Annotated in this window: 24 protein-coding genes, 1 tRNA gene and 1 pseudogene; 18 read left to right on the top strand and 8 right to left on the bottom strand. The window is 71.9% G+C overall.

All coding sequences use genetic code 11. The annotated features are described in order from the left end of the window. Positions 1–87 (bottom strand) — tRNA-Leu (locus VF139_13605). Between the two features lie 53 nt (positions 88–140). Between VF139_13605 and rnr the strand changes: the two genes are divergently transcribed. From rnr to VF139_13585, 4 genes are all read left to right on the top strand, one after another. Further along, positions 141–2,375, top strand: coding sequence for a ribonuclease R (gene rnr, locus VF139_13600; GenBank protein ID HEX6852427.1), 2,235 nt, complete (start codon positions 141–143; stop codon positions 2,373–2,375). 56 nt (positions 2,376–2,431) lie between these two features. Then, on the top strand, positions 2,432–2,929 hold the full coding sequence (locus VF139_13595) for a CBS domain-containing protein (protein ID HEX6852426.1): 498 nt from the start codon (positions 2,432–2,434) through the stop codon (positions 2,927–2,929). 92 nt (positions 2,930–3,021) lie between these two features. Beyond that, the gene (locus tag VF139_13590; protein ID HEX6852425.1) at positions 3,022–3,672 is read left to right on the top strand and encodes a rhodanese-like domain-containing protein; all 651 of its coding nucleotides are present in this window, start codon (positions 3,022–3,024) and stop codon (positions 3,670–3,672) included. Beyond that, positions 3,672–4,097, top strand: a complete 426-nt coding sequence (locus VF139_13585) for a MauE/DoxX family redox-associated membrane protein (GenBank protein HEX6852424.1) — start codon at positions 3,672–3,674, stop codon at positions 4,095–4,097. The genes VF139_13590 and VF139_13585 overlap by 1 nt, the downstream gene beginning before the upstream one ends. A gap of 16 nt (positions 4,098–4,113) precedes the next feature. Here the strand turns inward: VF139_13585 and rpsT are convergent, their stop codons facing one another. The 7 genes from rpsT to VF139_13550 form a co-directional block, all read right to left on the bottom strand. Next, positions 4,114–4,383 (bottom strand): 30S ribosomal protein S20, encoded by a 270-nt coding sequence (rpsT, locus tag VF139_13580; GenBank protein HEX6852423.1) that lies wholly within the window; start codon positions 4,381–4,383, stop codon positions 4,114–4,116. A gap of 75 nt (positions 4,384–4,458) precedes the next feature. After that, on the bottom strand, positions 4,459–5,235 hold the full coding sequence (gene ybgF, locus VF139_13575) for a tol-pal system protein YbgF (protein HEX6852422.1): 777 nt from the start codon (positions 5,233–5,235) through the stop codon (positions 4,459–4,461). Between the two features lie 4 nt (positions 5,236–5,239). After that, positions 5,240–5,806, bottom strand: coding sequence for a peptidoglycan-associated lipoprotein Pal (pal, locus tag VF139_13570; protein ID HEX6852421.1), 567 nt, complete (start codon positions 5,804–5,806; stop codon positions 5,240–5,242). Positions 5,807–5,846: 40 nt separating this feature from the next. Then, the gene (gene tolB / locus VF139_13565; GenBank protein ID HEX6852420.1) at positions 5,847–7,136 is read right to left on the bottom strand and encodes a Tol-Pal system beta propeller repeat protein TolB; all 1,290 of its coding nucleotides are present in this window, start codon (positions 7,134–7,136) and stop codon (positions 5,847–5,849) included. An 8-nt stretch (positions 7,137–7,144) separates the two neighbouring features. After that, entirely contained in the window at positions 7,145–7,873 is a 729-nt protein-coding gene (locus tag VF139_13560) for an energy transducer TonB (GenBank protein ID HEX6852419.1), read from the bottom strand. A gap of 7 nt (positions 7,874–7,880) precedes the next feature. Then, positions 7,881–8,318 carry a biopolymer transporter ExbD gene (locus VF139_13555; GenBank protein ID HEX6852418.1) on the bottom strand — a complete coding sequence of 146 codons (438 nt, stop codon included), beginning with the start codon at positions 8,316–8,318 and terminating at the stop codon, positions 7,881–7,883. A 1-nt stretch (position 8,319) separates the two neighbouring features. Then, positions 8,320–9,012, bottom strand: a complete 693-nt coding sequence (locus VF139_13550) for a MotA/TolQ/ExbB proton channel family protein (GenBank protein HEX6852417.1) — start codon at positions 9,010–9,012, stop codon at positions 8,320–8,322. Positions 9,013–9,121: 109 nt separating this feature from the next. Between VF139_13550 and recN the strand changes: the two genes are divergently transcribed. The 14 genes and pseudogenes from recN to VF139_13480 all read left to right on the top strand — a co-directional run bounded on the left by recN (position 9,122) and on the right by VF139_13480 (position 26,073). Then, on the top strand, positions 9,122–10,822 hold the full coding sequence (gene recN, locus VF139_13545) for a DNA repair protein RecN (GenBank protein ID HEX6852416.1): 1,701 nt from the start codon (positions 9,122–9,124) through the stop codon (positions 10,820–10,822). Beyond that, positions 10,822–11,316: a pantetheine-phosphate adenylyltransferase gene (gene coaD, locus VF139_13540; protein ID HEX6852415.1), complete on the top strand. Its 495-nt coding sequence runs from the start codon at positions 10,822–10,824 to the stop codon at positions 11,314–11,316. Before recN ends, coaD begins: the two co-directional genes overlap by 1 nt. A gap of 2 nt (positions 11,317–11,318) precedes the next feature. After that, complete coding sequence (locus VF139_13535; GenBank protein HEX6852414.1) at positions 11,319–13,667, top strand: sulfatase-like hydrolase/transferase; 2,349 nt, start codon at positions 11,319–11,321, stop codon at positions 13,665–13,667. A gap of 55 nt (positions 13,668–13,722) precedes the next feature. Continuing rightward, a complete protein-coding gene (locus tag VF139_13530; GenBank protein ID HEX6852413.1) occupies positions 13,723–15,033 on the top strand; it encodes an NfeD family protein in 1,311 nt (436 codons plus the stop codon). After that, the gene (locus VF139_13525) at positions 15,030–15,785 is read left to right on the top strand and encodes a slipin family protein (GenBank protein ID HEX6852412.1); all 756 of its coding nucleotides are present in this window, start codon (positions 15,030–15,032) and stop codon (positions 15,783–15,785) included. The genes VF139_13530 and VF139_13525 overlap by 4 nt, the downstream gene beginning before the upstream one ends. A gap of 6 nt (positions 15,786–15,791) precedes the next feature. Next, positions 15,792–16,796, top strand: a complete 1,005-nt coding sequence (locus tag VF139_13520) for a GGDEF domain-containing protein (GenBank protein HEX6852411.1) — start codon at positions 15,792–15,794, stop codon at positions 16,794–16,796. Continuing rightward, on the top strand, positions 16,789–17,328 hold the full coding sequence (locus VF139_13515) for an SPOR domain-containing protein (protein HEX6852410.1): 540 nt from the start codon (positions 16,789–16,791) through the stop codon (positions 17,326–17,328). The genes VF139_13520 and VF139_13515 overlap by 8 nt, the downstream gene beginning before the upstream one ends. 218 nt (positions 17,329–17,546) lie before the next feature. Further along, positions 17,547–18,569: pseudogene (prfB, locus tag VF139_13510) on the top strand (peptide chain release factor 2). 5 nt (positions 18,570–18,574) lie between these two features. Next, on the top strand, positions 18,575–19,651 hold the full coding sequence (hrcA, locus tag VF139_13505; protein HEX6852409.1) for a heat-inducible transcriptional repressor HrcA: 1,077 nt from the start codon (positions 18,575–18,577) through the stop codon (positions 19,649–19,651). After that, entirely contained in the window at positions 19,648–20,316 is a 669-nt protein-coding gene (grpE, locus tag VF139_13500) for a nucleotide exchange factor GrpE (GenBank protein HEX6852408.1), read from the top strand. Before hrcA ends, grpE begins: the two co-directional genes overlap by 4 nt. Next, on the top strand, positions 20,317–22,182 hold the full coding sequence (gene dnaK, locus VF139_13495) for a molecular chaperone DnaK (protein HEX6852407.1): 1,866 nt from the start codon (positions 20,317–20,319) through the stop codon (positions 22,180–22,182). A gap of 4 nt (positions 22,183–22,186) precedes the next feature. Beyond that, positions 22,187–23,308, top strand: a complete 1,122-nt coding sequence (gene dnaJ, locus VF139_13490; protein HEX6852406.1) for a molecular chaperone DnaJ — start codon at positions 22,187–22,189, stop codon at positions 23,306–23,308. Next, positions 23,305–24,165 carry a 50S ribosomal protein L11 methyltransferase gene (locus tag VF139_13485; protein ID HEX6852405.1) on the top strand — a complete coding sequence of 287 codons (861 nt, stop codon included), beginning with the start codon at positions 23,305–23,307 and terminating at the stop codon, positions 24,163–24,165. Before dnaJ ends, VF139_13485 begins: the two co-directional genes overlap by 4 nt. Positions 24,166–24,174: 9 nt before the next feature. Further along, on the top strand, positions 24,175–26,073 hold the full coding sequence (locus VF139_13480) for a sulfatase-like hydrolase/transferase (GenBank protein ID HEX6852404.1): 1,899 nt from the start codon (positions 24,175–24,177) through the stop codon (positions 26,071–26,073). Positions 26,074–26,080 lie beyond the last annotated feature (7 nt).

The raw sequence follows: 26,080 nt of genomic DNA, 5'->3' as shown, positions 1-26,080 counted from the left end.
TGGTGCCGAAGCCGGGACTCGAACCCGGACAGGCTTGCGCCCACAAGATCCTGAATCTTGCGCGTCTACCAATTCCGCCACTTCGGCCAAGAGGCGGCGCTACACTAGCAACCGCGTTTCGAAAGTGTCAAGGAGAGCGCGTGACGCGTCGTCTCGATCGGGAAGCGGCGGCGGCGGCGCTTCTCGCGTATGTGCAGTCCGAATCCTACCGACCCCTCTCGCTCCGCGAGATCCTCCGGCGCATCGACGTCGCGCGCGAGGACCGTCCCGAGATCCGGCGCGCCGCGAAGGACCTGCTCCAGGACGGGCGGATCGCCAAGACGCGCGACAACCGCCTGATTCCCTCGACGTCGGGCGGCCTCGTAAGAGGCCGCCTGCAGATGCACCGGGACGGGTACGGCTTCGTCGTGCCCGAGGACGGGAGTCCCGACCTGTTCATCCCTCCCAAGCGCACCGCGGGGGGGATGGGCGGGGACGTCGTCGCCGCGCGGATCGTCCGCGAGGGGCCGAAAGGGGAGCGCGAGGGGGAGGTCGTCTCGATCCTCGACCGCCGCAGCCGACGCGTGGTGGGGCTGTTCCGCGAGCGCGATCGCGCCGGGATCGTCGTCTCGTTCGATCCGACGAATCCGCTCGACGTCCACATCCCCGGAGCCTTCCGGATGGGCGCGAAGGACGGCGAGGCGGTCACCGTCGAGGTCCTTCGCGGAACCTCGCCCTGGGGACGTGCGGAGGGGAAGGTCCTCGAAGTCCTCGGCCGGCCGGACGCTCCCGGGGTCGATACGGAGATCGTGGCGCGGCGGCACGGGCTCTCGATGGCGTTCGCGGACGAGACGCTCGAGGCGTCGCAGGCCCTCCCCGACGCGGTGCCGCGCGAGGAATCCGAACGACGGGAGCGTTTCGACGACCCCGCACCCGTCACGATCGACGGCGAGACCGCGAGGGACTTCGACGACGCCATCGCGGTGCAGGAGCTGCACGGCGGGGCGTTCCGCCTGTTCGTGCACATCGCCGACGTCGCCTGGTTCGTCGCCCCGGGGGATCCCCTCGACCGCGAGGCCCGCGCCCGCGGAACGAGCGTCTACTTCCCCGATCGCGTGTTGCCGATGTTCCCGGAGGCCCTCTCGAACGACCTTTGCTCGCTGCGTCCCCTCGAGGACCGCCTCGTCCAGTCGGCCGTTCTCGACTTCGACCCGCAGGGGGAGCCCGCCGGGGTGCGCTTCGCGGACGGCGTGATCCGATCGGCCGCGCGCCTGACCTACGGGCAGGTGGGGGAGTTCCTCGACAGCGGCCGCCGGAGCGCGGCGATCCCGGCGAAGGTCGCGCCGATGTTGCTCGCCGCCGATCGTCTGCGCGTCCTCCTCGAGGCGAGGCGCCGCGCGCGGGGGAGCGTCGACTTCGATCTCCCCGAGCCGAAGATCCTCCTCGACGTCGAGGGGGCGATGACCGGGATCCGCATCGAGGAGCGCAACCGGGCGCACCGGATGATCGAGGAGTTCATGCTCGCCGCGAACGAGGCGGTCGCCGGGCTGCTCGAGCGCCACGAGGCGCCGTGCCTGTACCGCGTGCACGAGGCGCCGGACCCGCTCAAGGTCGACACCCTGCGCGAGTTCGCCTCCGGGTTCGGCATCGACTGGAAGGTCGACCCCGAGCGGGTGCGCCCCCGCGACCTGCAGCGCCTGGTCGACGCGGCGGCGGGGCGGCCGGAGGAGCGCCTCGTCGCGTCGGTTGCGCTGCGCTCGATGAAGCAGGCGCGCTACACCGCCGCGAACACCGGGCACTTCGGACTCGCGGCGCCCGTGTACGCCCACTTCACCTCGCCGATCCGACGTTACCCCGATCTCGTGGTGCACCGGGCCCTCCGGGCGCTGCGGCATCGGCGGCGGGCGGCGTTGGCGCAGCTGGCGGCGGACCTGGAGAAGCTCGGGGAGGATTGCTCGCGCCTCGAGCGCGCCGCGGAAGCCGCGGAGCGCGAGGTGCTCGAGTGGAAGAAGATCGCCTTCCTCGCCGGCCGCGAAGGAGAGGCGTTCGACGGCGTCGTCACCGGCGTGGCCCGGTTCGGACTGTTCGTGCAGCTCACCGAGAGCCTGGTCGACGGCCTGGTGCGGGCGGAGTCGCTGGGCGACGACCGCTTCGAGTACGTCGAGTCGCGACAGGAGCTCCGCGGCTCGCGCAGCGGGGCGGCGTTCCGGCTCGGCGACCCGCTTCGCGTCGTCGTCGCGAAGGTCGACACGGTGCTCCGGCGCGTCGATCTCGTGCCCGAATCGCAGGCCACCGCCCCTCGGGCCCCGCGGCCGCCCCGCGCGCGCAAGGTCGTCCCCGCACGCGCCGCGCGGCCGCCGGGAAAGGGCCCGCGCAAGGGGCGGCGTCGCCGCTGATCGATGGTGTAGGATCGGCTCCCGACGGATCCGCTCGAGTCGCACGGGAGAGCACGATGGCCGCCACCGCCAAGGACGTGATGTCGAACGAGGTCGTCTGCGTCCCGAGGGACATGGACCTCAGGGACCTCGCGAAGCTCTTCCTCGAGAAGGGATTCAGCGGGGCCCCGGTCGTCGACGGCTCCGGCGACCTCGTCGGCGTGATCTCGCAGACCGATCTTCTCTACTATCACCTGACGCGCGACGACGAGCTCGTGTTGCCGTCGGACTTCTACGCCGCGGCGAAGATGGACGGTCGTCCGCTCCCGAAGGGCTTCCAGATCGAGGACGTGAACACCGGCAAGGTCGAGGACGTCATGACCCCCGTCGTCCACGCCGTCACCGAGAATGCCGAGGTCGCCGCGGTCGCGAGGATGATGGTCGGCAAACACATCCACCGCGTGATCGTGAAGAAGGGGCGCAAGGCGGTCGGGATCATCTCCGCGCTCGACGTTCTGAGGTCCGTCGGCGGGAAGCCGAAGCCCCGTCGCAAGGCGGCCGCCCGCAGGCGTTAGCCCCCGGCGGGGGTGCGGGGTATATTCCCCCGCCGGCCCCCGGAGCATCCCCCGAACCCCGCTCCGGGTCGAGCGCCGGCGGAGTCCCTTGCATGTCCTCGTACGACGACCGGAACGGCGGCGGCGTCTTTTTCGGGGCCGTCGCGATCGTGGCCTTGGGCGCCCTGCTCGGGCTCGGACAGAACGTGATGGTGCGCCGAGGGGAAGACGCCCTCCACAAGAAGGACTTCCAGCGACGGTCGCTGTCCTGGATCAAGACCGAGGCGCCGCTCCCGGTTCTGGAGGCGTCGGCCGACGGCGGATCCGCGCCGGCGCCGGTTCCCCCCGTGGTCTCGGACAGCCCATTCCGCATGGCGGAGCCGAACGCGGCCGACCTGCCGGCGGTCCCCGATCTCGCGCAGCCGATCCAGATGCAGCTCGGCGCGGTGAAGAAGTTCTTCGACGCCGGGGCGGCCGTGTTCATCGACGCCCGGCCGAAGGAGGAGTACGACGGCGGGCACATCCCCGGCGCCGTGAACCTTCCCTACGACGAGGCGGCGTTCGACCCGGAGCGCCTCTCGAAGTTCGACGCGCAGGGAAAGCCGATCATCGTGTACTGCGGCGGGGGGACCTGCGAGCTGTCGATGAACCTGGCTTGGGCGATGCTCCAGTCGGGGCAGAAGAAGCTCCTCGTCTTCGTCGGCGGAACCCCCGAGTGGGAGGGGGCGGGGTACCCGCTGAACCGCACGACGGAGGCGAAGTGATGGAGGACTTCCTGCGGCATCGCTGGGTCGTAAGGACCGCCCAGATCGCCACCGCCCTGGTCTTTCTCGCCGCGGCGCTCCCGAAGATCTCCGACGTCCCCCAGTTCGCGAAGGACATCGCCGCGTACCAGCTGGCCCCCGTGTGGTCGCACCACCTCCTCGCGATGACCCTGCCGTGGATCGAGCTCGTCGTGGCGCTCGCCCTGCTCGCGGGGATCCGCGAGCGCGCGGCGGCGGTCGTCGCGACCGGGGCGATGGTGGTCTTCACCCTGGCCGTCGTCTGGGCGTGGTCGAAGGGGCTCTCGATCGATTGCGGTTGTTTCGGGAAGGGGGCGTCCGAGCCGGTGGGCGCGTCGAAACTCCTGCAGAACGTCGGGCTGACCGCCCTGGCGGCGGTCGCGGCGGTGCGGGCGAGGGGCGCCTGAGCGACGCCCGTCCGGGCTACTTGGCGGCCAGCTTGTTCAAGGAGACGACGAGGCGGGACTTCGTCCGGGCGGCGGCGTTGTCGTGGATGACGCCGTGTTTCGCGGAGCGGTCCACGAGGGCGAGGGTGTCGTCGAGCATCCCCTTCGCCGTCGCCGCGTCACCCGACGCGACCGCCTGACGGAACTTCTTGACCTGCGAACGCAGCCGCGTGATGTGCTGGCGGTTGCGCAGGTTGCGCTGCACGTCCGCGCGGTTCTTCTTTTCAGCCGAAGCGTGGTTAGCCATGAAGACGTTGGACCTCCGAAAAACCCCCGGATTCTAGAGAACGCCCCCCGGGGCGTCAAGGCGGGGGGCGGACGGTCAGCGGCCGAGGGCGGCGAGCCGGTCCGTGGCGATCTTGGCCTCGTCGGTCCCGGGGTAGGTGTCCACGACGTATCGGAGCTGCGCCGAGGCCTTCCCCACTTCGTTTTTCTCCAGCAGCGCCAGCGCTTTCTTCAGATTGGCGGCCGCCGCCTTCTCGGAGCGCGGATATCGCTCCAGCATCCGGTCGTACGCCTGGAGGGCGTCGGCGTACCTCCCCTGGGCGAAGGCGCACTCGGCGATCCAGTAGAGGGCGTTGTCGGCCTGGTCGCTGTCGGGGAAGCGCTCCGCGTACTCCTCGAACCCCGAGGCTGCGAGGGCCCAGTTCCCCTTCGAGAAATCGCCGTAGGCCTGGCCGTAGAGGCTCTCGGGGGCGGGACTCGCCGCGGGCGCGGGTCCCGGGGTCCCGACGGGGGGCTGGGAGGCGGCGCGCTTGCTCAACTCGCGGCTGGCGGCGACGTCCTGGCCCACGCGATCCATCCGGCGCTCCGCTTCGGCGATGCGCTCGTCGAGGGCGGTCATCTGACGTCGGAACCCGTCGACCTGGAGCTTGAGGTCCGCGAACTCCGTGCGAGGGACGGCGTCTACGGTCCCGAGCCGCGCCTCGAGCTTCTTGGCGCTTTCCGCGGCGGCGGCCTGCTCGGCCTTGACCTTGGCGAGCTCGTTGCGGACGTCCGCGACGTCCTGCTGGAGGCGGGCGACGTCGTCGGGGAGGACGCACCCTGCGGTCGCCGCGAGGGCGACCGCAAGGGCGGAAAGACGAAAGGAAACGCGCATCGACTCAGCGCACGACGACGAATTCGGCGCGGCGGTTCTTCGCCCAGCTCTCCTCGCCGTGTCCGGGATCGACCGGCTTCTCCTCGCCGTACGAGACGACGACGAGCTGCGAGGGGTTCACGCCCAGGCTCGCGAGGTACTGGCGCACGGAGTCTCCGCGGCGATTCCCCAGGGCGATGTTGTATTCGATCGTGCCGCGCTCGTCGCAGTGGCCGCCGATCTCGACGACGAACTTCGCGTTCTTCTTCAGCCAGTCCGCGTTGGACTGGAGCGCCGCGCGCGCCGCGTCGTCGATCTCGGAGCTGTCGTAACCGAAGTAGACGGTCTTCAGGACGCCGCTCCTGTTGATCTCGTCGATCGACGGGACGACCTCGCGGGTGACCGGCGCTTCGGGCTTGAAGGGTTCGGTGACCTCGGTCTTGGGCTCGGGTGCGGGCGTGGGCGGCGGCGTCTCGACCGGCGCGGGTGCGGGCGTGGGCGTCGTCTCGACCGGTTTCGGGGGGCAACCCGTCGCGACGGCGAGGAGGGCGACGGCGACGAGCAGGGGGAACGCGGCGAGCCGGATACGCATGATCGGTCTCCTGTGGGTGGGCCGAGGGACGGCGATTTTATCAGCGCGACCAGTCCGGGGTAAAGGCGTCGCCCCCTTTCGTGAGGCGGCGCACGTCGGATCCGTCGGTCGCCATCGTGTAGATGTCGTAGGAGCCCGCACGATCCGACGCGAAGACCAGATGGCGCCCGTCGGGAGCGAAGCGGGGGTTCTCGTTGTTTCCCTGGCTCGTGACCTGCGCGACGGAGCCCGTCGCGACGTCGCGGATCAGGATCTGGAAGCGGCGGTCGATGCGGGTCACGTAGGCGAGTTTGTCTCCGCGCGGCGACCATGCCGCGGAGTCGCTGTAGTTCCCGTCGCCGGTCACGCGGCGCACGTTCAGGCCGTCGGCGTCCATCAGGTAGATCTGGGGCGTGCCGCCGCGGTCGGAGGTGAACGCGATCTCGCGTCCGTTGGGGGACCACGCCGGGGAGGTGTCGATCCCCGGGGAGCGGGTCAGGCGCGTGTTCTTCCCCGTCGTGAGGTCGAGCAGGAACAACTCGGCGTTTCCGTCGGCGATCGAGGTGTAGACGAGCTTGCGACCGTCGGGAGACCAGTCCGGGGAGGAGTTCAGTTCGGAGGTCAGGACCGGGATGCGCGTGAGCGTCCCCTCCGTGTCGAGTACGTAGACCGAAGGGCCGCCGCCCCGCCACGAGATGAACGCGAGCCGGTCGCTCGACGGGGACCACGCGGGGGCGAGGTTGATCGTTCCGGTCGTCGTGATCCGGCGGACGCGGGCGCCGTCGTAATCCATCAGGTAGATCTCCTTCCCCTTGCCGTGTTTGGAGGTGAAGGCGATCCGCGTGAGGGCGATCCCGGGGCGTCCGGTGAAGTGCTTGACGATGTCGTCGGCGACCTGGTGGGCGACGCGCCGCGCGAGCTCGACGGTTCCGCCGTACCGCGTCTCGAAGAGCTTGGCGCCCTGCTGGGTGTCCTCGAGGCGCGCCCGCAGGTCGATGCGCCCGCCGGCGACCTTCGCCCGGTTCGTCACGACCGCGGCGGCGCCGATCGAGAGCCATTTCGCGGCGGCCGTCTTCTCCTTGGACGTCGCGATCATCGCGTACGTCGCCGGGTCGACGACCTCGAAGTACCCGCTGAACGCGAGGTCGTCGCGCAACACGGCCGAGATCTCGCGGGCGACGCTCTCGGCGCCGGGCTCCGCCTCGACGTCGGGGACGGCGATGCGGATGCGCGTGAACCCTTCCCCTTTCACCACACCGGTGATGCCCGGATCGGCGGGGGCGGGCTGCTGGGCGGGGAGGGCGGACGCGACGAGCGCCGCGGCGGCGACGAAAACGAGGGCGCGCGACATCGATCTCCTCATTCGGGGGTGAGCTCGAATCGGATGCGCTGGCGGATGGAGCCGCCGGCGCTCGCGGGAGGGGCGGGGAACGGCGCGGCGTCGGTCACGGCGCGCAGGGCGGAGCGGTCGAGCGCGGCGACGCCGCTGGGGATGTCCACGGCGAGGTTGAACACGTTCCCGTCGCGGCCGATCTCGAAGGCGACGACGACCGAGTAGGCCTGGTCGGCGGCGTCGAGCACCGGTTTCACCCACGCGCTCTGGAGCGCGCTCGTCACCGCGGCGTTGTACCAGCCGGCGCCGGGGACGCCCCCTCCCTCCAGGGCGGTCACGCCGGTGCCGGCTCCCGCGGGGGCGGGGCTCGCGGGGGCAGGGGGGGCCGACGGCGGGCCCTCCGCCCCTTCCGCGGGCTCGGGTTTCTTTTTCTTGTCCGGTTCCTTCTTCTTGGAAGGCTTGGCGAGGACGAGTTTCTCCGGCGCGGGCGGCTTCTCCGCGGGTTTCTCGACCACCTTCGGCGCGGGTTTCGGCGGCGCCGGGGCGGCCACGGCGCTCGACCCGCCTCGCGACGGTGTCGGAAGCGGGCCGGCCAGCTCGACGACGGTCGCGTCGACGGGGATCAGGGGCGGCCGCGGGCGCAGCAGGGGCACGAGCACGAGCGCGGCGGCGAAGACGGCGTGTGCGGCGAGCGACGCCCCGACGTACCCGCCGGGGACGCCTCGCGGAGCGCGGAAGCGCAGGACGATCCTCAATCGGCCCTCAGCGGCGCTCGGCCGCCGTGTCGAGGGGCACGGTGACGAGCGCGACGCGGGTCACCCCGGCCTTGCGAATGCGATCCATGACGAGCAGGACCTCGCCGTAGGGGAGGAACTTGTCCGCCCGGAGGAACACCGTCTCCTTGGGGCGGGACGTCGCGAGCGCCTTCATGCGGGACTCGAGGACGTCGACGTGCACCGGGGTGTCGCCGATCCTCAGGCGGCCGTCGCGATCGAGCGAGACGACGACCTGGGAGTCGCGGATGTCCGTCGCGCTCGCGGCCTCGGGGAGCTCGAGCTGGATCCCCTTCTGGAGCATCGGCGCCGCGAGCATCGAGATGATGAGGAGCACCAGCATCACGTCGACCAGCGGCGTGATGTTGATGTCGGCGAGGGGCCTGCGGTCGCGACGGGGACCACCCGAAGAGACGCCGGCGCCCACCTCAGCTCCTTCGTCCCTGGACGCGGTGGATGAAGTCGGCGGTGAACTCCTCCAGGCGCGTCTCGATCGAGCGGAGCCGGCGCTGGAAGTGGTTGTACCCGATGAGCGCGGGGATCGCGGCCGCGAGCCCCGCGGCGGTGGCGACGAGCGCCTCGGCGATGCCGGGCGCGTACGACTGCAGCGAGGCGCTCTGCGAGCCGCCGATCGCGCGGAAGGCGTTCATGATTCCCCAGACGGTGCCGAACAGTCCGATGAACGGCGTGGCGCCCGCGGTCGTCGCCAGCAGGCCCAGGCTGCGCTCGAGGTCGTGGAGCTTCACGGTCGCGGTCTTGCGCAGGACGCGATCGAGCGCCTCGAGCTCCGCGGTCTCCGTCACGTGCCCCGAAGGAGGCGGATTGAGGCTGATCTCCCGGAACCCCGCGCGGAAGACCGCGGCGACGGGGGAGTGCTTCAGCGGTGCGGTCGCGTCCTGGATGGCGGCGAGGCCTCCCCCCTGCTGGAAACGCTGGAGGAACGCGTCCGTCTCGGACTCCGCCCGCCGGAACGCCTTGAACCTTTCGGCGAGGATGGCCCAGGAGACGACGGAGAAGCCGGCGAGGACGACGAGGATGAACGTCGCCATCGGCCCGGACTGGAGGACGAGCGACCAGACGTCCAGGTTGGTCGCGTTCGTGGCGAGAATCGGCGCGGTCAACGCACCTCCTTGACGACAAAAAACGCGGCCATGCTAACGGAGCCCCGGGGGGGCGTCAAAAGGAACGCGTGGTATCCTCGCGGCTCCCGCACGCCTCCCGGAATCACGCATGCTGCGCACGCTCCGCATCCGCAACGTCGCCGTCGTGGAGGAGCTCACCGTCGAATTCGGCGCGGGGCTCAACGTCCTCACCGGGGAAACCGGCGCCGGCAAGTCCATCCTCGTCGACGCCCTGGGCCTGGCCGCCGGGGAGCGATCCTCCGCCTCGCTCGTCCGGTCGGGGTCCGACCGCGCGATCGTCGAGGCGGTGTTCGAGCCGCCGTTCCCCTCGCCCCTCGAGGCGCTCCTCGACGCGCGGGGCGTCGAGCGCGGGGAAGACGGCCTCGTCGTCAAGCGGGAGGTCGCCTCCTCCGGCGGGGGCCGGGTGTTCGTGAACGGATCCCCGACGACCGTCGCCGTGCTTCGCGAGATCGGCGGCCTGCTCGTGGAGCTGCACGGACAACACGAGCACCAGAGCCTGCTGGCCGGCGACCGCCAGCTCGACCTGCTCGACGCGCGGGCGGGGGCGGCCGAGGCCGCCGATCGGGTGGCCGCGGCCTGGGACGAGCGCCGGCGGAAGCGCGAGGCCCTCGAGCACCTCCGGGACGCGGCGCGCGATCGCGAGGCGCGGATCGCGACGCTGCGCGAGGTCGTCCGCGAGATCGACGCCCTCGACCCGCGTCCCGGCGAGCGCGAGCGCCTCGACCGCGAGCGTCGGGTGCTCCAGCACGCCGAGCGCGTCGCCCGCCTTCTCGAGGAGGCGACGGACGCGCTGCACGAGGGGGAGCCGTCGGCCGCCGCCCTCGCCGCCTCGGCGGCCCGCCGGGTCGCAGAGCTCGCGGAGATCGATCCCGGGCTCGCCGAGCTCGCGCGGCGCGTGGAGACGGCGCGGCTCGAGCTCCAGGACGCCGGCGCCACCCTCGGAGCCTGGCGCGACCGCGCCGACTTCGATCCCGCCCGTCTCGAGGGGATCGCGACGCGCCTGGCCGCGCTCGACCGGCTCCTGCTCCGGTACGGCCCGGACGAGGAGGCGGCCCTCGCGACGCGGGAGGCGGCGGAGGCGGAGCGCGCGCAGCTCGAGGACGTGGACCGCTCGATCGAGCAGGCCGAGCGCGCGGCGGAGGAGGCCGAGGCGGCGTACGCCGCCGCCGCGAAGGCGTTGTCGGAGCGGCGGCGCGCCGCGGCGGCCGTGCTTTCGCGCGAGGTCGAAACGCAGCTCGGGGCGCTCGCGCTCGTGAAGGCGCGGTTCGCGGTCGCCTTGCGCGAGGGACCTCCGGGGCCGCGCGGCGCCGAGCGGGCGGAGTTCCTCCTGGCCGCGAACCCCGGGGAGCCGTCCCGTCCGCTCGCCCAGACCGCCTCGGGCGGAGAGTTGTCGCGCGTGATGCTCGCGCTGCATCTCGTCCTCGAGGGGGCCGGGTCGGGTCGCGTGCTCGTCTTCGACGAGGTGGACGCCGGCGTCGGGGGGGCCGTGGCGGCGGCGGTGGGGGCCCGACTCGGGACGCTCGCGGGACGCCACCAGGTGCTGTGCGTGACCCACCTCCCGCAGGTCGCCGCCCACGCGTCGCGTCACTACCATGTCCGCAAGCGGGTGGCCGAAGGCCGGACCTCGACGGATATTTGCGCGCTCGACGGCGCGGCCCGTGTCGAGGAGCTGGCCCGGATGCTCGGAGGGCGCGAGCTCACCGAGGGCGCCCGCCGGAACGCGGAGGAGTTGCTGGTGGAGGCGGGGACCTGGACGGCGCCGCGTCCGAAGACGCGGAGGGGAGCGTGATGCACATCGGCGTTTACCCGGGGACGTTCGATCCCGTCACCTACGGCCACCTCGACCTCGTCGAGCGGGGGCGGCGGCACGTCGACCGGCTGATTCTCGCGATCCTCAGCAACGAGGACAAGCAGCCGCTGTTCTCCCTGGAGGAGCGGACCGGACTGCTCCGCGAGGCCACGCGCTCGTTCGACAACGTCGAGGTGGATTGTTTCGACGGCCTGCTCGTGGAATACGCGCAGCGGGTCGGAGCCACGTTGATCCTGCGCGGTGTTCGCGCGGTCTCGGACTTCGAATACGAGCTCCAGATGGCGATGATGAACCGCCGTCTCGCCCCCGGCGTCGAGACCGCGTTCCTGATGCCCAACGAGGCGTACTCCTACCTTTCCAGCCGGCTGGTCCGGGAGGTCGCGCGCCTGGGCGGCGACATCCGCGGACTCGTGCCCCCGAACGTCGAGCGGGCGTTCGAGACGAAGTTCGGGCGCCGCGCCTCGAGGAGCTGATCGTGCCGAAGTCGCGCCCGTTCCCGGCCGCGGTCGCGGCCGCCGCGCTGGGACTCGCGTGGCTTGCGGGGTGCGCCCCCGCCGCGCCCCCCGCGGAGCGCTCGGTGGTCGTGATCACCATGGACACGACGCGCGCCGACCGGCTCGGGGCGTACGGGAACCGCGGGGGGCTGACCCCCAACCTCGACCGGCTCGCCCGCGAGGGATCGGTCTTCGACGAGGCGATCAGCCAGGTCCCTCTCACGCTGCCGTCGCACGCGTCGATGTTCACCGGGCGCTATCCGGCGACGCACGGCGTCCGCCACAACGGGATCTACCGTCTGCGCGAGACCGAAACGACCCTCGCCGAGCGCCTGAAGGAGCGCGGATGGGAGACGGCCGCGTTCGTCTCCGCGTTCGTCCTGAATCGCGGGTTCGGGATCGAGCAGGGGTTCGACGTCTTCGACGACGTTCCGGTGAACCGCTACGAGGGGGGACGCGACCAGGTCTACGAGGCCGAGCGCCGCGCGCTCGACGTCAACAAGCGCGTGGCGGCCTGGCTGTCGGCGCGCCCGGACCCGAAGCGGAAGTTCTTCCTCTGGGTCCATTACTACGACCCCCACGACCCGTACGACGCGCCGGAGCTCGCGGATCGCAAGCTCCCCGGCGAGGGGTACGACAGGGAAGTCGCCTACATGGACGCCGCGATCGGCGATCTGCTCGGGCGGCTCGAGCGCGCCGGCGTCCTCGAGTCCGCCATCGTCATGGCGGTCTCCGACCACGGCGAGGCGCTCGGCGAGCACGGCGAGCGCACGCACGGGGTGTTCCTCTACGAACCGGTCGTCCACGTGCCCTGGATCGTGAGGGCCCCCGGGCTCGTCGACGCCGGCGCCCGCGTGAAGGGTCCGGTCGAGCTCGTCGATCTCGCGCCGACGGTGCTCGACCTCGTCGGTCAGCCCGCCCTCGAGGCGGCCCAGGGGCGCAGCCTCCTTCCGCGCCTCTCCGGGAGCGACGACGGCGTCGGCAGGGTGGCGTACGCGGAATCGCTCGAGCCTCGGCTGGAGTTCGGATGGTCGGAGCTTCGGATGGCCCGCGACTCGAACTTCAAGTACGTGCAGGCGCCGCAGCCGGAGCTGTACGACCTCCGATCGGACCGCGCGGAGTCGAACAACCTCGCGGGGAACGACCCCGAGCGCGCGCAGGAGATGGCGGGACTCCTGGCGGCGTGGGAGTCGTCGACCACCGACGCGTCGGCGCAGGCGGACGCCTCGCGGAAGCTCGACCCCGAGGAGGAGGCGAAGCTCCGAAGCCTCGGCTACCTCGGCGGCGATTTCTTCAAGACCGGCGGGGAGGGATCCCGCCTCGATCCCAAGGAGGGGATCAAGGAGGTCCGGCGCCTCGAGTCGGCGCGCGCGAAGCTCGCGGCGGGGGAGGCCGCCTCGGCGCTCGCCGAGATCGACGCCATCCTGAAGGCGAATCCCCGCAACCACATCGCGCGCTCGACGCGCGTGAACGCGCTGCTCGAGACCGGGGACCCGGCACGCGCGGAGGAGGAGGCCCTCGCGGCGCTCGCCGCGGCGGAGACCGACACCGAGGCGTCGGCCGTGCTTCGCAACCAGGCGCGCGGCCTGCTCGCCGCGGTCCTCCAGGCGCAGGGGAAGATCGCGGAGGCCGAGCAGCAGTACCTGAAGGTCCTGCGCGACGACCCCGCGGACGGCGCCGCGGCCGCCGACCTGAGCAGGATGTTGTTCCTGCACGGCCGCTTCGACGAGGCCCGCCGCCGGGTCGATGCGGCGCTCGCCGCCGACCCGGCGAACGGCATGGTGCTCGCCACGCGTTTCCTGCTCGAGCGGCGTCGCGGGGACGCCGCGGCGGCGTTCGCCACGGCGAAGGCCCTCGCGGACCTCCGCTCGGGGGACGCGCCGGCCCTCGTCGAGGCGGGGGGACTGCTCTCCGAGCACGGCGATCACGCGCGCGCGGCGGCGTGTTACGAGGTCGCGCTCGGGCAGAGCCGGGACCTCGACGCCCGCCTGCTCGGAAGGCTCGGGACGGCGCGCCTGGCGGCGGGGAACCCGGCGGGCGCCGCGGAGGCCTTCCATGCGGCGGCGTACCTCGACCCGCGCGACCCGCGCCCGCACCACTACCTCGGCGTGATCGCCCTGCAGCGGGGGGACGAGAAGGAGGCGCGCGCGTCGTTCGACCGCGCCCTCGCGATCGACCCGGGCTTCAGCGCCTCGCCGACGAGCCTCGGGCGGTGGCTCGCGTCGCAGGGCCGGAAGGACGAGGCCGCCCTGGCCTTCGAGGACGCGGTGCGCCGCAACCCCCGCGACCGCGGCGCGGCGGAGGCGCTCTCGGGGGTCCGCGCTCCGTGAGCGCGACCCGCTCCTTGCCTTGACCCTGTTCGAACGCGGCTCCTATACTCGCGCCATGACACGGTTTCTCCTCGCGTTCGCGTCCGCCGGCGTCGTGTACGCGACGGCGGCGTCCGCCGCCCCGACCGTGAGGCTCGTTCCGTTCGGGACGGAGGTCACGCACGCGACGGCGAACCGCATCTACGACGCCATCGACGCGGCGGCGGCCTCCGGCGACGCGTTGATCCTGGTCGAGCTCGACACGCCCGGGGGCGACGTCCGCGCCCTCGAGTCGATCGTCCAGCGCATGCTCGCCTCGAAGACCCCGATCTGCGTGTGGGTCGGCCCCGCCGGCGCGCGCGCGGCGTCGGCCGGATTCCTGATGCTCCTCGCGGCCGACGTCGCGGCCATGGCTCCGGGGACGCGCACCGGGGCGGCCTCGGTGATCCGGGGTGTCGGTCCGAATCCCGAGGACGACGTCGCCCTCAAGAAGATGACGAAGGACTTCGCCGGGCTCGCCCGCTCGATCGCCGAGCACCGCGGACGCGACGTCGCCAAGGCCGAGCAGGCGGTGATGTCCGCCGAGGTGTACACCGACGCGGTCGCCTCGGCGTCGGGGCTCGTGGAGATCGTGGCGAAGGACCGGGCGGAGCTCCTCGCGAAGCTCGACGGCCGCGAGATCACCCGCTTCGACGGAACCCGCGCGCGCCTCGATCTCGCCGGGGCGGCGGTGGTGGAGGTGGAGCGGACGGGCTGGCAGCGGATCGTCGAGGAGCTCGCGAGCCCCACCGTCGCCCTGATCCTCTTCCTCGTGGGGATCGGCGGGCTCTGGTTCGAGTTCCAGAATCCGGGCGGCTGGGTCCCGGGCGTCGTCGGCGCGGTGAGCCTGCTCCTGTTCGCGCTCGCGGCCAACATGCTCCCCTTCTCGTTCGTCGGTTTGCTGCTCGTGGCCGGCGGGCTCGCCTGCTTCGTGCTCGAGGTGAAGGTCGTCTCCCACGGCCTGCTCACCGCGGCCGGGGTCGCCTGTCTGGGCGTGGGAATCTGGATGATGTTCCCCGGCCCGGTCCCCGAGCTGCGCGTCCCGCTCCTGGTGCTCCTGCCGGCGGTCCTGGCCCTCGGCGCGTTCTGCGCGCTGGCCGTCCGGCTCGCCGCCGCAGCCCAGCGCGCCCCGCTCGCGACCGGGGCGGAGGGGCTCGAGGGGGAGGTGGGGACCGTGGAGCGCGCCCTCGTGCCGGAGGGGCGCGTCTTCGTGCACGGGGAGCTCTGGGACGCGGTCAGCGCGGCGGGACACGTTCCGGCGGGTCGTCGCGTCCGCGTCGAAAAGGTGGAATCGATGGTGCTGCACGTCCGCCCGCTCGACGGGCGGGCCTCCGGGGAGGTCGCATGATCGGATTCGAGCTTCCGGCCGCGCTTCTCGTGGTGCTGGTCGTCGTCGTGCTCGTCCTCGCGAACTCCGTCAAGATCCTCCCGGAGTACGAGCGCGGGGTGGTCTTCCGTCTCGGCCGCCTCCGTCCGACCGACTACGGGCCCGGGATCTTCCTGCTGATCCCGATCGTCGACCGGATGTTCCGCGTGTCCCTGCGGACGGTCGTCCACGACGTCCCGCCGCAGGACATCATCACGCGCGACAACGTGTCGGTGAAGGTGAACGCGGTCGTCTATTACCGGGTGATGAACCCGCGCCGCGCCGTCGTGGACGTCGAGAACTTCCACTACGCCACGAGCCAGCTCGCGCAGACGACGCTCCGCTCGGTCCTCGGCTCGCAGGAGCTCGACGAGCTGCTCAGCGGCCGGGAGAAGCTCAACCAGGAGCTTCAGACGATCCTCGACAAACACACCGACCCCTGGGGGATCAAGGTCTCCGCGGTGGAGGTCAAGCACGTGGATCTTCCCGTCGAGATGCAGCGGGCGATGGCCAAGCAGGCGGAGGCCGAGCGCGAGAAGCGCGCGAAGATCATCCACGCGGAAGGGGAGGAGCAGGCGGCGTCGGCCCTGGGGCGTGCGGCGGAGGTGATCGGCCAGCACCCGACGACGCTCCAGCTGCGTTACCTGCAGACCCTCACGGAGATCGCGACCGAGAAGAACTCGACCATCGTGTTCCCGCTTCCGATCGACATGCTCAAGGCGTTCCTCCGGTAGGCGCCGGTGAAGACGAAAACGAAGACGAGGGACGACGCGGTGCTCCGGGCGGCGCTCGAGGTCTACCGTGCCCTCGAGCTTCCCGCGCAGCTCGAGACCTTCGGCCGCATCGCCGTCGAGTGGAGCGGCGGCGCGGCGTTCGTCGCGCTCGGGCGGGACGAGGAGGCCGGCGGCTTCGCCCCGCTCGCGACGAGCCTCCCCGCCGACGACGCGCGCCTGCTCGCGCTGCGGGCGGTGGGCCGCGCGAGGGAGGTGCCGCTTCCGGTCGCGAGCGAGCGCTGGGAGCGCGTCGGTCCGGTGGGGGATCTCCCCGGCGCGCCGAAGGCCTCCCTCGCCGTTCCCCTGCGCGACGGGCGCGACGGGACGGTGGCGCTGCTTCTCGTCTTCGATCCGACCGCCGACGCGGGTGCTCGCCTGGACGAGCTCGCCGCGGCGTCCCGCGACGCGTTCGGGAACGCCGCGCAGGTGCGCGCCATCCGCGAGCTGACGATCCGGGACGACACCGCGGAGTGTTTCAACCGCCGGCACTTCGAGGAGTTCCTCGTCGAGGAGATGGCGCGCTCGAACCGGTTCAAGACGCCGCTGTCGCTGATCTTCTTCGACATGGACAACCTCAAGGAGGTCAACAACCGGCTCGGGCACGCCATGGGAAGCCGCACGCTCCTCGAGGTCTCGCAGCGCGTGCGCGCGAAGATCCGGAAGTTCGACAAGTTGTTCCGCTTCGGCGGAGACGAGTTCTGCATCGTCCTCCCCGAGACCGAGTGGCACGGCGCGCTCGAGGTCGCCGAGCGCGTCCGCGAGGCGATCTCCTCGCGGCCGATGCTCCAGCGCGAGCTCGGCCCGACGGCCGGGCAGCCGATGACGGCCTCCTTCGGCATCGCCTCCTTCCCGCTGCACGCCCGGGCGAAGGAGGAGCTCGTCGTTCGCGCCGACCGGGCGATGCAGTCGGTCAAGGCCGGAAAGAAGAACTCGATCGCCGTCGCGGATCTCGAGGACGCGTCGCGTGGCTGACGATCGCGAGGTCCGGCTCGAGGGAGTGTCGCTTTGGCTCGCGGGGGGCGTCCTCGCCGCGCTCGTGGTGGCCTCGTTCTTCGCGGGTCGCTGGACCGCCCCGGATGCCGCGCCGGCCGCGGCCGGGGCGGGACCGCTCGATCACGTCGAAGAGCAGGCCGTCGACGCGACCGACAAGCTCACCTTCTTCGACACCCTCTCCGGGCAGGCGGGGAAGGCCGAGCCGGGGCGGGAGGCCCGACCGGGATCCCCGGCGCCGGCCCCCTCGAGTCCCGGGCCCCGGCCGGCGACCCCCGGCTCGTGGTTCGTGCAGGTCTTCGCCGGTCGCGATCCCGAGGCGGCCCAGGTCGTCGTCCGCTCCCTGGGCGCGAAAGGGTGGCCGGTCAAGGTCGAGTCCCAGCGGGAGGGGAGCGGCGCGCTTTACCGGGTGCGGGTGGGCGGTTTCCCGACGCGGGAAGCGGCCGAGGAGGCCGTCCAGCGCCTCCGGGGCGAGGGTCAGGCCGGCGCCTGGGTGACGAAGGTCGGCCCCTGACGGCTGTGTTATCGTCTTTTTCCGCGAATGTCGGCCCGGCCACCGACGCCGGGTTGCGCAGGCGGGACCCGGTCCTACATTTCGAAGGCAGCCTTGGAGGATGAGGGTGCGCACACCGGAACTGCAGGAGCTCTCGCAGCGGATCGACGCGCAGGCCGAAAAGGTCGAAGCGCTGCGGAGGTTCCTTTGATGTCGATCGCAAGCGCGCGGATCTCGCGGCGCTCGAACACGACCTGAGCGATCCCTCGATCTGGGGGGACCCGGATCGGGCCCGCCAGCTCCAGCAGCGGCGCTCCAGGCTGGAGGAGGCGATCGACACCGCGTCCCGCCTGAGCTCCCTGCTCGACGACGCCCGGACCTTCCTCGAGCTCGCGGGGGAGGGGGAGGACGTGAAGGCCGACCTCGCGCGTGCGGTGGCGGCCCTCGAGTCCCGCGTCGAGGAGATCGAGCTCGAGACGCTGCTGTCCGGACCCCACGACAAGGGGGACTGCATCGTCGAGATCCACCCGGGCGCCGGGGGGACGGAGTCCCAGGACTGGGCGGAGATGCTCGTGCGGATGTACACGCGCTGGGCCGAGCGGCGCGGCTTCAAGGTCGACACCCTCGACTGGCAGGCGGGGGACGAGGCGGGGATCAAGAGCGTCACGCTCGGCATCCACGGCCCCAATGCCTACGGTTACATGAAGGCCGAGCGCGGCGTGCACCGCCTCGTGCGGATCTCCCCGTTCGACGCGCAGGCCCGACGGCACACCTCCTTCGCATCGGTCGACGTGATCCCCGAGGTCGAGGACGACGTGGAGATCGTGATCGACGAGAAGGACCTCCGGGTCGACACCTATCGCTCCTCCGGGGCGGGCGGCCAGCACGTCAACGTCACCGACTCCGCGGTGCGGATCACGCACCTCCCGACCAACCTCGTCGTCACCTGCCAGAACGAGCGCTCGCAGCACCGCAATCGCGACGTCGCGATGTCGATCCTCCGCGCCAAGCTCGCGGAGCGCGCCCGCGAGGAAGCCGAGGCCAAGATGGCCGCGGAGGTCGGTCAGAAGAAGAAGATCGAGTGGGGCAGCCAGATCCGCTCCTACGTGCTCGCCCCGTATCGACTCGTCAAGGACCACCGGACGCAGTTCGAGGTGGGCGACGCCGACCGCGTTCTCGACGGCGGACTCGACGGGTTCATCCGCGCCTTCCTGATGCAGGGGCGCGAGGCCACGGCGCCCGGAGCCGGGGCGACGGCGTGACCGCGATGGCGAAAGACACCCCCGGGCGCCCCGATCCAACCGGACTCGATCCCCGCGAGCGGGAGATCCTGAAGTCGGTCATCCAGGCGCACATCGTGACCGGCGAGCCGGTGGGCTCGCGCACGATCTCGAAGTCGTGGGGGCTCGATCTCTCGCCGGCGACGATCCGCAACATCATGTCGGACCTCGAGGAGCGCGGCCTTTTGGTGCAGCCGCACCCTTCGGCCGGGCGGCTTCCGACCGACCGGGCCTACCGTCTGTTCGTCGACCGGATGATGGGGCCCGCGCGCGTCGCGGCGCAGCAGGCGCAGGCGATCGACCAGGCCCTTCACCGCTCCCGCGGCGACATCACGGACCTGCTGGCCGAGGCCTGCCGCCAGCTCTCCCGGTTCTCGCACCACGTCGGCGTCGTGCTCGCCCCGGAGATCAACCGCGTCGTCGTCGAGCACCTCGAGTTCGTCCGCCTCGACGCGCGGCGCGTCGTCGCGATCGTCGTCGACCGCACCGGCGTCGTGCACAACCGCATCCTCGAGCCCACGGACGGGTTCGACCAGGACGAGCTCGACCGGATCGGCCGCCAGCTCTCGGCCGAATACGCGGGGATGAGCCTGCACGAGATCCGCGAGGCGATCGCGCGGCGCCTGACCGAGGAGCGGGCCTCCTTCGACTCCCTGCTCACCCGGGGACTCGAGCTCGGCCGTGCCGCGGTCGAGGCGGAGCCGCACGCGCAGGCGGTCTTCGTCGAGGGGGCCTCGAACCTGATCGCCGCCCCGGAGATCCATTCCGTCGAGCGGGCCCGCGAGCTGCTGCGGGCCCTCGAGGCGAAGGGGCGCCTGCTCGATCTGATCGGGAGCGTCGGGGAAGGGGAGGGCGTGCAGGTCGTCATCGGCCGCGAGAACGCCGACCCGGGGCTCAACGACCTGACGATCGTCGCCTCTCCCTATCGCGCGGGGGACCGCGTGCTGGGGACGGTCGGCGTCGTCGGACCGATGCGCATGGAGTACGCGCGCGCCATCGCGCTCGTCGATCACCTGGCGCGGCTGTTGACGCGCCTGCTGTCCACGCCGGGGGCCGGAGCATGAGCCGCGACGACCAGCGTTCCGGGGCGCCGCTTCCGTCCGACGACGACATCGAGATCCTCGAGGTCGTGGGGGTCGACGAGGACGGCAGATCGCCGTCCTCGCTTCAGGAAGCCGCGGGCGACGACGAGACGGTCGAGATCGTCTTCGACGAGGAGGCGCCGCCTCCCCGCGCGCCCGCCGTCCCGCCCGACGGCGTCGAGCGCCGCTCCGACACCGCGACGCGCGAGCGGTTCCTGCGGCTCCAGGCCGACTTCGAGAACCTCAAGAAACGCATGGAGCGCGAGCGGGAGGACCACTACCGTCACGCGACCGGCGCGCTCGTCGCGCGCCTGCTCCCCGTCCTCGACAACTTCGAGCGCGCGCTCGTCGCCGCCCGCGGAGGCGGCGATCGCGAGGCGCTGCGCGCCGGCATCGAGATGGTCTACCGGCAGTTCCTCGACGAGCTGCGCCGCGAGGGGCTGCGCGACATCGAGTCCCTGGGTCTCGCCTTCGATCCCGAGGTGCACGAGGCGGTCGCCACCGACGCCGACTCGCCGCTCCCCGCCAACACCGTCGTCGAGGAGATGCAGCGGGGGTTCTATTTTCACGATCGCGTGCTCCGGCCCGCCCTCGTGCGCGTGAGCGTCGAGGGAGGAACGGATCCGTCGCACCGGGAGGACGCGTAAATGGCCAAGGTCATCGGGATCGATCTCGGGACGACCAACTGCTGCATCGCGGCGATGGAAGGGGGACGGCCCCGCGTGATCGCCAGCCGCGAGGGAGCGCGCACGACGCCGTCCATCGTCGCCTTCACCCCGCGCGGGGAGCGTCTGGTGGGGCAGATCGCCAAGCGCCAGGCGCTGACGAACCCCCAGAACACGATCCACGCCGTCAAGCGCCTGATCGGCCGGAAGTTCGAATCGGGCGAGGTCGGAAAGGCGAGGCAGATCGTCCCGTACCAGATCGTCCCCGCGCAGAACGGGGACGCGTGGATCCGCGTCCGCGACCGCGACTACTCCCCGCCGGAGATCTCGGCGTTCCTGCTCGGGCGCCTGAAGGAGATGGCCGAGGACTACCTCGGCGCCGAGGTGAGCGAGGCCGTGATCACCGTTCCGGCGTACTTCGACGACTCCCAGCGCCAGGCGACCAAGGACGCGGGGCGCATCGCGGGGCTCAACGTCCTGCGGATCGTCAACGAGCCGACGGCGGCCGCGCTGGCGTACGGCATGGACGAGGGCACGGGAACGAAGAAGATCGCCGTGTACGACCTGGGGGGCGGCACGTTCGACATCTCGATCCTCCAGCTGGGCGAGGGAGTCTTCGAGGTGAAGTCGACCTCCGGCGACACCTTCCTCGGGGGCGAGGACTTCGACCAGCGCATCGTGGACTGGCTGCTCCACCGGTTCCACCAGGAGACCGGCATCGACCTCCGGGCGGACCGTCTGGCCCTCCAGCGTCTCAAGGAGGCCGCCGAGAAGGCGAAGTGCGAGCTCTCGTCCGTCGAGTCGACGGAGATCGCCCTGCCGTTCATCAGCGCCGACGAATCGGGGGCGAAGCACCTCAACACCACGATCACCCGTGAGAAGTTCGAGGAGCTCGTCGAGGATCTCATCGACAAGACGCGGGGACCCTGCGAGGAGGCCCTCAAGATGGCGGGCCTGCGCCCGCAGGACATCGACGAGGTCCTGCTCGTCGGGGGGCAGACCCGCACCCCGAAGGTCGTGGCGACGGTGCGCGAGATCTTCTCGCGCGAGCCCAACGCCGAGATCAACCCCGACGAGGTCGTCGGGATCGGCGCCGCGATCCAGGCGGGGATCCTCAAGGGCGACGTCAAGGACATGGTCCTCCTCGACGTGACCCCCCTGTCGCTGGGGATCGAGACGCGCGGCGGGATGTTCACGAAGATCATCGAGCGCAACGCCACGATCCCCACGCGCAAGTCGCGGATCTTCACCACCGTCGCCGACAACCAGGCCAAGGTGGAGGTGCACGTCCTGCAGGGGGAGCGCGAGATCGCCTCCCACAACAAGTCGCTCGGCCGGTTCGAGCTCGTCGGGATTCCCCCGGCGCCGAAAGGCGTGCCGCAGATCGAGGTCACCTTCGACATCGATTCCAACGGCATCGTCAACGTCTCCGCCCGCGACCTTGCCACCAACCGCGAGCAGAAGATCCTCGTGACGCCGTCGGGGGGGCTGTCGGACGGCGAGATCAACCGGATCATCGAGGACGCGAGGCTCCACGCCGAGGAGGACCGCCGCAAGGCGGAGTTCATCCGCATCCGCGCCCGCCTCGAGGGGCTCGTCGAGAGCAACCAGAAGACCTTCGGCGAGTTCGGCGCGATGTTGTCGCCGGACAGCCAGGGCAACGTCCGGAAGATCCTCGACAACGCCAAGAAGGCGCTCGAGAACGGCGGCGCCGCGGAGTGCACGCAGGCGCTCGAGAAGCTCGCCGAGGTCGGGAAGATCCTCTCCGAGGTGATCCTGTACGACCCGGGCCAGTTCGGAGGCTCCGCCGCCGACGCCTCGGGCGAGGAAACGGTCGAGGAGGCGTGAGGGGTTGTCCGACCGCGACTACTACGAGATCCTCGGCGTCGGCCGCGAAGCGACGCCGGAGGAGATCAAGAAGGCCTACCGCCGCCTGGCGATGAAGCACCACCCGGACAAGAACCCGGGGGACAAGTCGGCGGAGGAGAAGTTCAAGGACGCCGCGGAGGCCTACGCGGTCCTCTCGGATCCCGAGAAGCGCCAGAGGTACGACCGGTTCGGTCGCGCGGGGGTCGGCGCGGGTCCCGGGGGCGGCTTCCAGGGGTTCGACCCCGAGACCTTCGCGGACTTCGGGGACATTCTCGGCGACCTGTTCGGCTTCGGCGGCGTGTTCGGAGGCGGACGCGCTCGCGCGCGCGCCGCGCGCGGCGCGGATCTGCGGTACGACCTGGAGATCGAGTTCGAGGAGGCCGCGCTCGGTCTCGAGACGCGCATCCAGGTGCCCAGGCTCGAGCGCTGCGACACCTGCGACGGGAAGGGGACGACCGCCCCCGACGGGATCCAGACCTGCACGCAGTGCCGGGGACGCGGCCAGGTCGCCTTCCAGCAGGGCTTCTTCACGATCGCGAGGACCTGCGGCGCCTGCGGCGGCGCGGGGCGACGGATCGTCAAGCCGTGCCGCTCCTGCCAGGGGCAGGGGCTCGTGCGTCGCGAGCGCACGCTGACCGTCCGCATTCCGCCCGGCGTCGAGGACGGAACGCGCCTGCGCCTCTCGGGTGAGGGCGAAGCGGCCCCCGGGGGCGGAAGCCCCGGCGATCTTTACGTGGTGCTGTCGGTCAAGGAGCACGCCTTCTTCCGTCGGGAAGGGGTCGACCTCCACTCGACCGTCGTCGTTTCGTTCGCGCAGGCGGCGCTCGGCACGGAGGTCGAGGTTCCCGGGCTGGGGGGACGCTCCGCCCGGCTCGTCGTCGAGCCGGGAACGCAGCCCGGCACCCGCTTCCGGCTCGACGGGGAGGGGATCGCCGCCCTCGGCGGTCGGGGCCGCGGCGACCACGTGGTCACGCTCCAGGTCCGCGTGCCGGGCAAGCTCACCGAGCAGCAGCGCGAGCTCGTCGAGAAGCTCGCGTTGCTCGACGGCGAGGAGCCGGCGGAGCGGGGGCTTTTCGACCGGGTCAAGGACATCTTCGGCGGATGAACCCGCGCTGGGGGGTCATCGTCGCGGAGGTCCCGGACGCGCTCGCGGACGAGCTCGCCTACGTCCTCGGCCGCGACGGGCTCGGGGTCGAGCTCGAGCCGGCCGCCGCGGCGACGACGCGGCTGAAGGTGTACTGGGCGCAGGCCCTGTCGCGCCCGCTCCCCGTCGACGCGGCGGCGGAGGCCCTGCGCGCCTTCGGACTCGACCCCGCGGCGTGCGCCCTGCGCTCGGAGGCGGTCGAGGACGGCCGGTGGGTCGAGCGCTACCAGGCGACCCTCAAGCCCCTTCCGCTCGGCGAGCGCTTCGTCGTCGTCCCGGGGGACACCTGGCCGCAAGCCACGACGCGCCGCATCGTGCGCGTGGTCCCGGGGATGGCCTTCGGAACCGGCGAACACGCGACGACGCGCCAGTGCGCGGCGAGCCTGGAGCGCCTCGTGCGGCCGGGGAGTTTCTGGCTCGACCTGGGCACCGGCAGCGGCATCCTCGCGATGATCGCGAAGCTGTGCGGCGCGGCGCGCGTGCTCGCGGTCGACGTCGACCCCGCCTCGATCGAGGTCGCGCGGGAGGGATTCGAGGCCAACGGCCTCGTGGAGGGGATCGAGGCGCGCGAGGGATCGATCGAAGGCCTCGAGGGCTCCGGATTCGACGGCGTCGCCGCGAACATCTTCTCCTCGTTTTTCCTCCGCCACGCCGCCGGCGTGGCCGCCTCCCTCCGGCCCGGCGGCGTCCTGGTCGCCGCGGGGTTCCTGACCGACGACCTCCCCGAGATCCGCGAGGCGTTCGCCGACGCGGGGCTTCGCGTCCGCGCGACGGGGGCCGAGGGGCCGTGGGCGCTCGTCGAGGCCGAGCGCGTGTAGAATCCCGCGGTGTTCGCGCGATCGCTGATCCTCGCCTTCGCCCTCGCGGCGTGCGCCTGCTCGGGCGAGCGGCCCGCGCGCGGCGTCCTGTTCGTCACGCTCGACACCACGCGCGCCGACCGCCTCGGCGCGTACGGCTACGCCTCCGCCTCGACCCCCAACCTCGACGCCCTCGCCGCGCGCGGCGTCCGCTTCGCGCAGGCGCAGTCCACCGCGCCGATCACGCTTCCCGCGCACGCGTCGATGTTCACCGGCCTGTACCCGCCGGTGCACGGCGTCCGCTACAACGGCACCTTCCGCGTGGCGGACGAACGCACGACCCTCGCGGAGGTCCTGAAGGGTGCCGGGTTCGACACGGCGGCGGTGCCGGCGGCGTTTCCCGTCGCCGCGGACACCGGTCTCGCCCAGGGTTTCGATCGTTACGAGGATCTCTTCTCGGGCCCGGACCGCGCGTCGCTCCCGGACACCGCGCAGCGGTCGGCGGCCGACGTCAGCCGCCTGGGAGAGGCGTGGCTCCGGGAACACGCGAGGGGACGCTTTTTCCTGTGGCTGCATTACTACGACCCGCACGACCCGTACGAGCCCCCCGCGCCGTGGAACGCGCGCTTCCAGGGACGGCCGTACGACGGCGAGATCGCCTACGTCGACAACGAGGTCGGGCGCGTCCTGCGCGCCCTCACCGAGCTGGGCGCGCTCGACGACACGCTGATCGTCGTCGCGGGAGACCACGGGGAGGGGCTGGGCGATCACCGCGAGCCGACCCACAAGAACCTCGTCTACCAGTCGACGATGCACGTGCCGCTGATCGTGAAGCCTCCCGGGCGATCGGTGGCGCGGGTGGTCGAGGAGCCCGTGTCGCTCGTCGACCTGATGCCCACCGTGCTTGACTACGCGGGGGTCCCGGCCCCGGCGGAGGTGCAGGGCGTCAGCCTGCGGCCGGCGATCGCCGGAGACGCGGCGACCCGGCGCCCGCTCTACTTCGAGTCCCTCGCGGGGGCGCTGAGCTTCGGGTGGGCGCCGCTGCACGGGCTGCGGCGCGGGCCCTACAAGTTCATCGAGGCGCCGACCCCCGAGCTCTACGACCTCGGCGCCGACCCGGGCGAGTCCTCGAACCTCCACGGAACCCACGCGGAGGTCGCCGCCGACCTTCGGGGGGAGCTGCGGGCGGCGAGCGACGCGTGGGAGAAGGCGGCGGGGAGCGAATCGGCCGCGGCGCCGATGGACGCCGAGACCCGCGACCGCCTGGCGAGCCTGGGGTACCTCGGCGGGGGCGCCCTTCCCTCCAGGGACGCGGGAGGACGCGATCCCAAGGAGCTCGCGCACCTGGAAGGACCGCTCCTCGAGGGGAAACGGCGCTCGAAGGCCCAGGACTGGCCCGGCGCGATCGCGATCTTCCGCAACGTGCTGCGCGAGGATCCGGACAATCGCTTCGCGCTGGGCGAGGCGGCCAACGCCGCGATCGCAGTGAAGGCGTTCGAGGACGCGGAGACGTTCGCGCGGCGGATGTCCGAACGGTATCCCGACGAGGTCCAGGGCTGGACGTTGCTCGCCGACGCGCTCCTCGAGCAGCGGCGCCCCGTTCCGATGGCGGAGGCGATGACGCGCGCGGTGGGGCATCACCCGGAAGACCGGGGGTTGCGCTACCGGCTCGTGCTCGCCTTGTTCCTCGCCGGGCGCGACGCGGACGCCGTCTCGGCTGCGCGGGCGACGCCCGCCGGGGCCGCGGTCGCGATGCCCGCGACGCGGGTCGTCGAGGCCGCGGCGCTCCTGCGGATGCGCGAGGCGGCGGCCGCGGACGCCGCGCTGGAGCGGGCGATCGCGGAGGGGTTCCGCAACCGGGGGATGATCCTGGGGAACCCCGCGTTCGCTCCCCTGCGGAACCTCCCGGCTTACCGGACGCTGCCGTGACGGGCCC

The organism is Candidatus Polarisedimenticolaceae bacterium (assembly GCA_036376135.1).
GTDB lineage: Bacteria > Acidobacteriota > Polarisedimenticolia > Polarisedimenticolales > DASRJG01 > DASVAW01.
This window is presented reverse-complemented; position numbering and strand designations above follow the sequence as displayed.

Coding starts and splice junctions, on each gene's coding strand:
- VF139_13595 (HEX6852426.1), top strand. CDS start 2,432: ATGGCCGCCACCGCCAAGGACGTGATGTCGAACGAGGTCGTCTGCGTC.
- VF139_13590 (HEX6852425.1), top strand. CDS start 3,022: ATGTCCTCGTACGACGACCGGAACGGCGGCGGCGTCTTTTTCGGGGCC.
- VF139_13585 (HEX6852424.1), top strand. CDS start 3,672: ATGGAGGACTTCCTGCGGCATCGCTGGGTCGTAAGGACCGCCCAGATC.
- rpsT (HEX6852423.1), bottom strand. CDS start 4,383: ATGGCTAACCACGCTTCGGCTGAAAAGAAGAACCGCGCGGACGTGCAG.
- ybgF (HEX6852422.1), bottom strand. CDS start 5,235: ATGCGCGTTTCCTTTCGTCTTTCCGCCCTTGCGGTCGCCCTCGCGGCG.
- pal (HEX6852421.1), bottom strand. CDS start 5,806: ATGCGTATCCGGCTCGCCGCGTTCCCCCTGCTCGTCGCCGTCGCCCTC.
- tolB (HEX6852420.1), bottom strand. CDS start 7,136: ATGTCGCGCGCCCTCGTTTTCGTCGCCGCCGCGGCGCTCGTCGCGTCC.
- recN (HEX6852416.1), top strand. CDS start 9,122: ATGCTGCGCACGCTCCGCATCCGCAACGTCGCCGTCGTGGAGGAGCTC.
- coaD (HEX6852415.1), top strand. CDS start 10,822: ATGCACATCGGCGTTTACCCGGGGACGTTCGATCCCGTCACCTACGGC.
- VF139_13530 (HEX6852413.1), top strand. CDS start 13,723: ATGACACGGTTTCTCCTCGCGTTCGCGTCCGCCGGCGTCGTGTACGCG.
- VF139_13525 (HEX6852412.1), top strand. CDS start 15,030: ATGATCGGATTCGAGCTTCCGGCCGCGCTTCTCGTGGTGCTGGTCGTC.
- hrcA (HEX6852409.1), top strand. CDS start 18,575: ATGGCGAAAGACACCCCCGGGCGCCCCGATCCAACCGGACTCGATCCC.
- grpE (HEX6852408.1), top strand. CDS start 19,648: ATGAGCCGCGACGACCAGCGTTCCGGGGCGCCGCTTCCGTCCGACGAC.
- dnaK (HEX6852407.1), top strand. CDS start 20,317: ATGGCCAAGGTCATCGGGATCGATCTCGGGACGACCAACTGCTGCATC.
- VF139_13485 (HEX6852405.1), top strand. CDS start 23,305: ATGAACCCGCGCTGGGGGGTCATCGTCGCGGAGGTCCCGGACGCGCTC.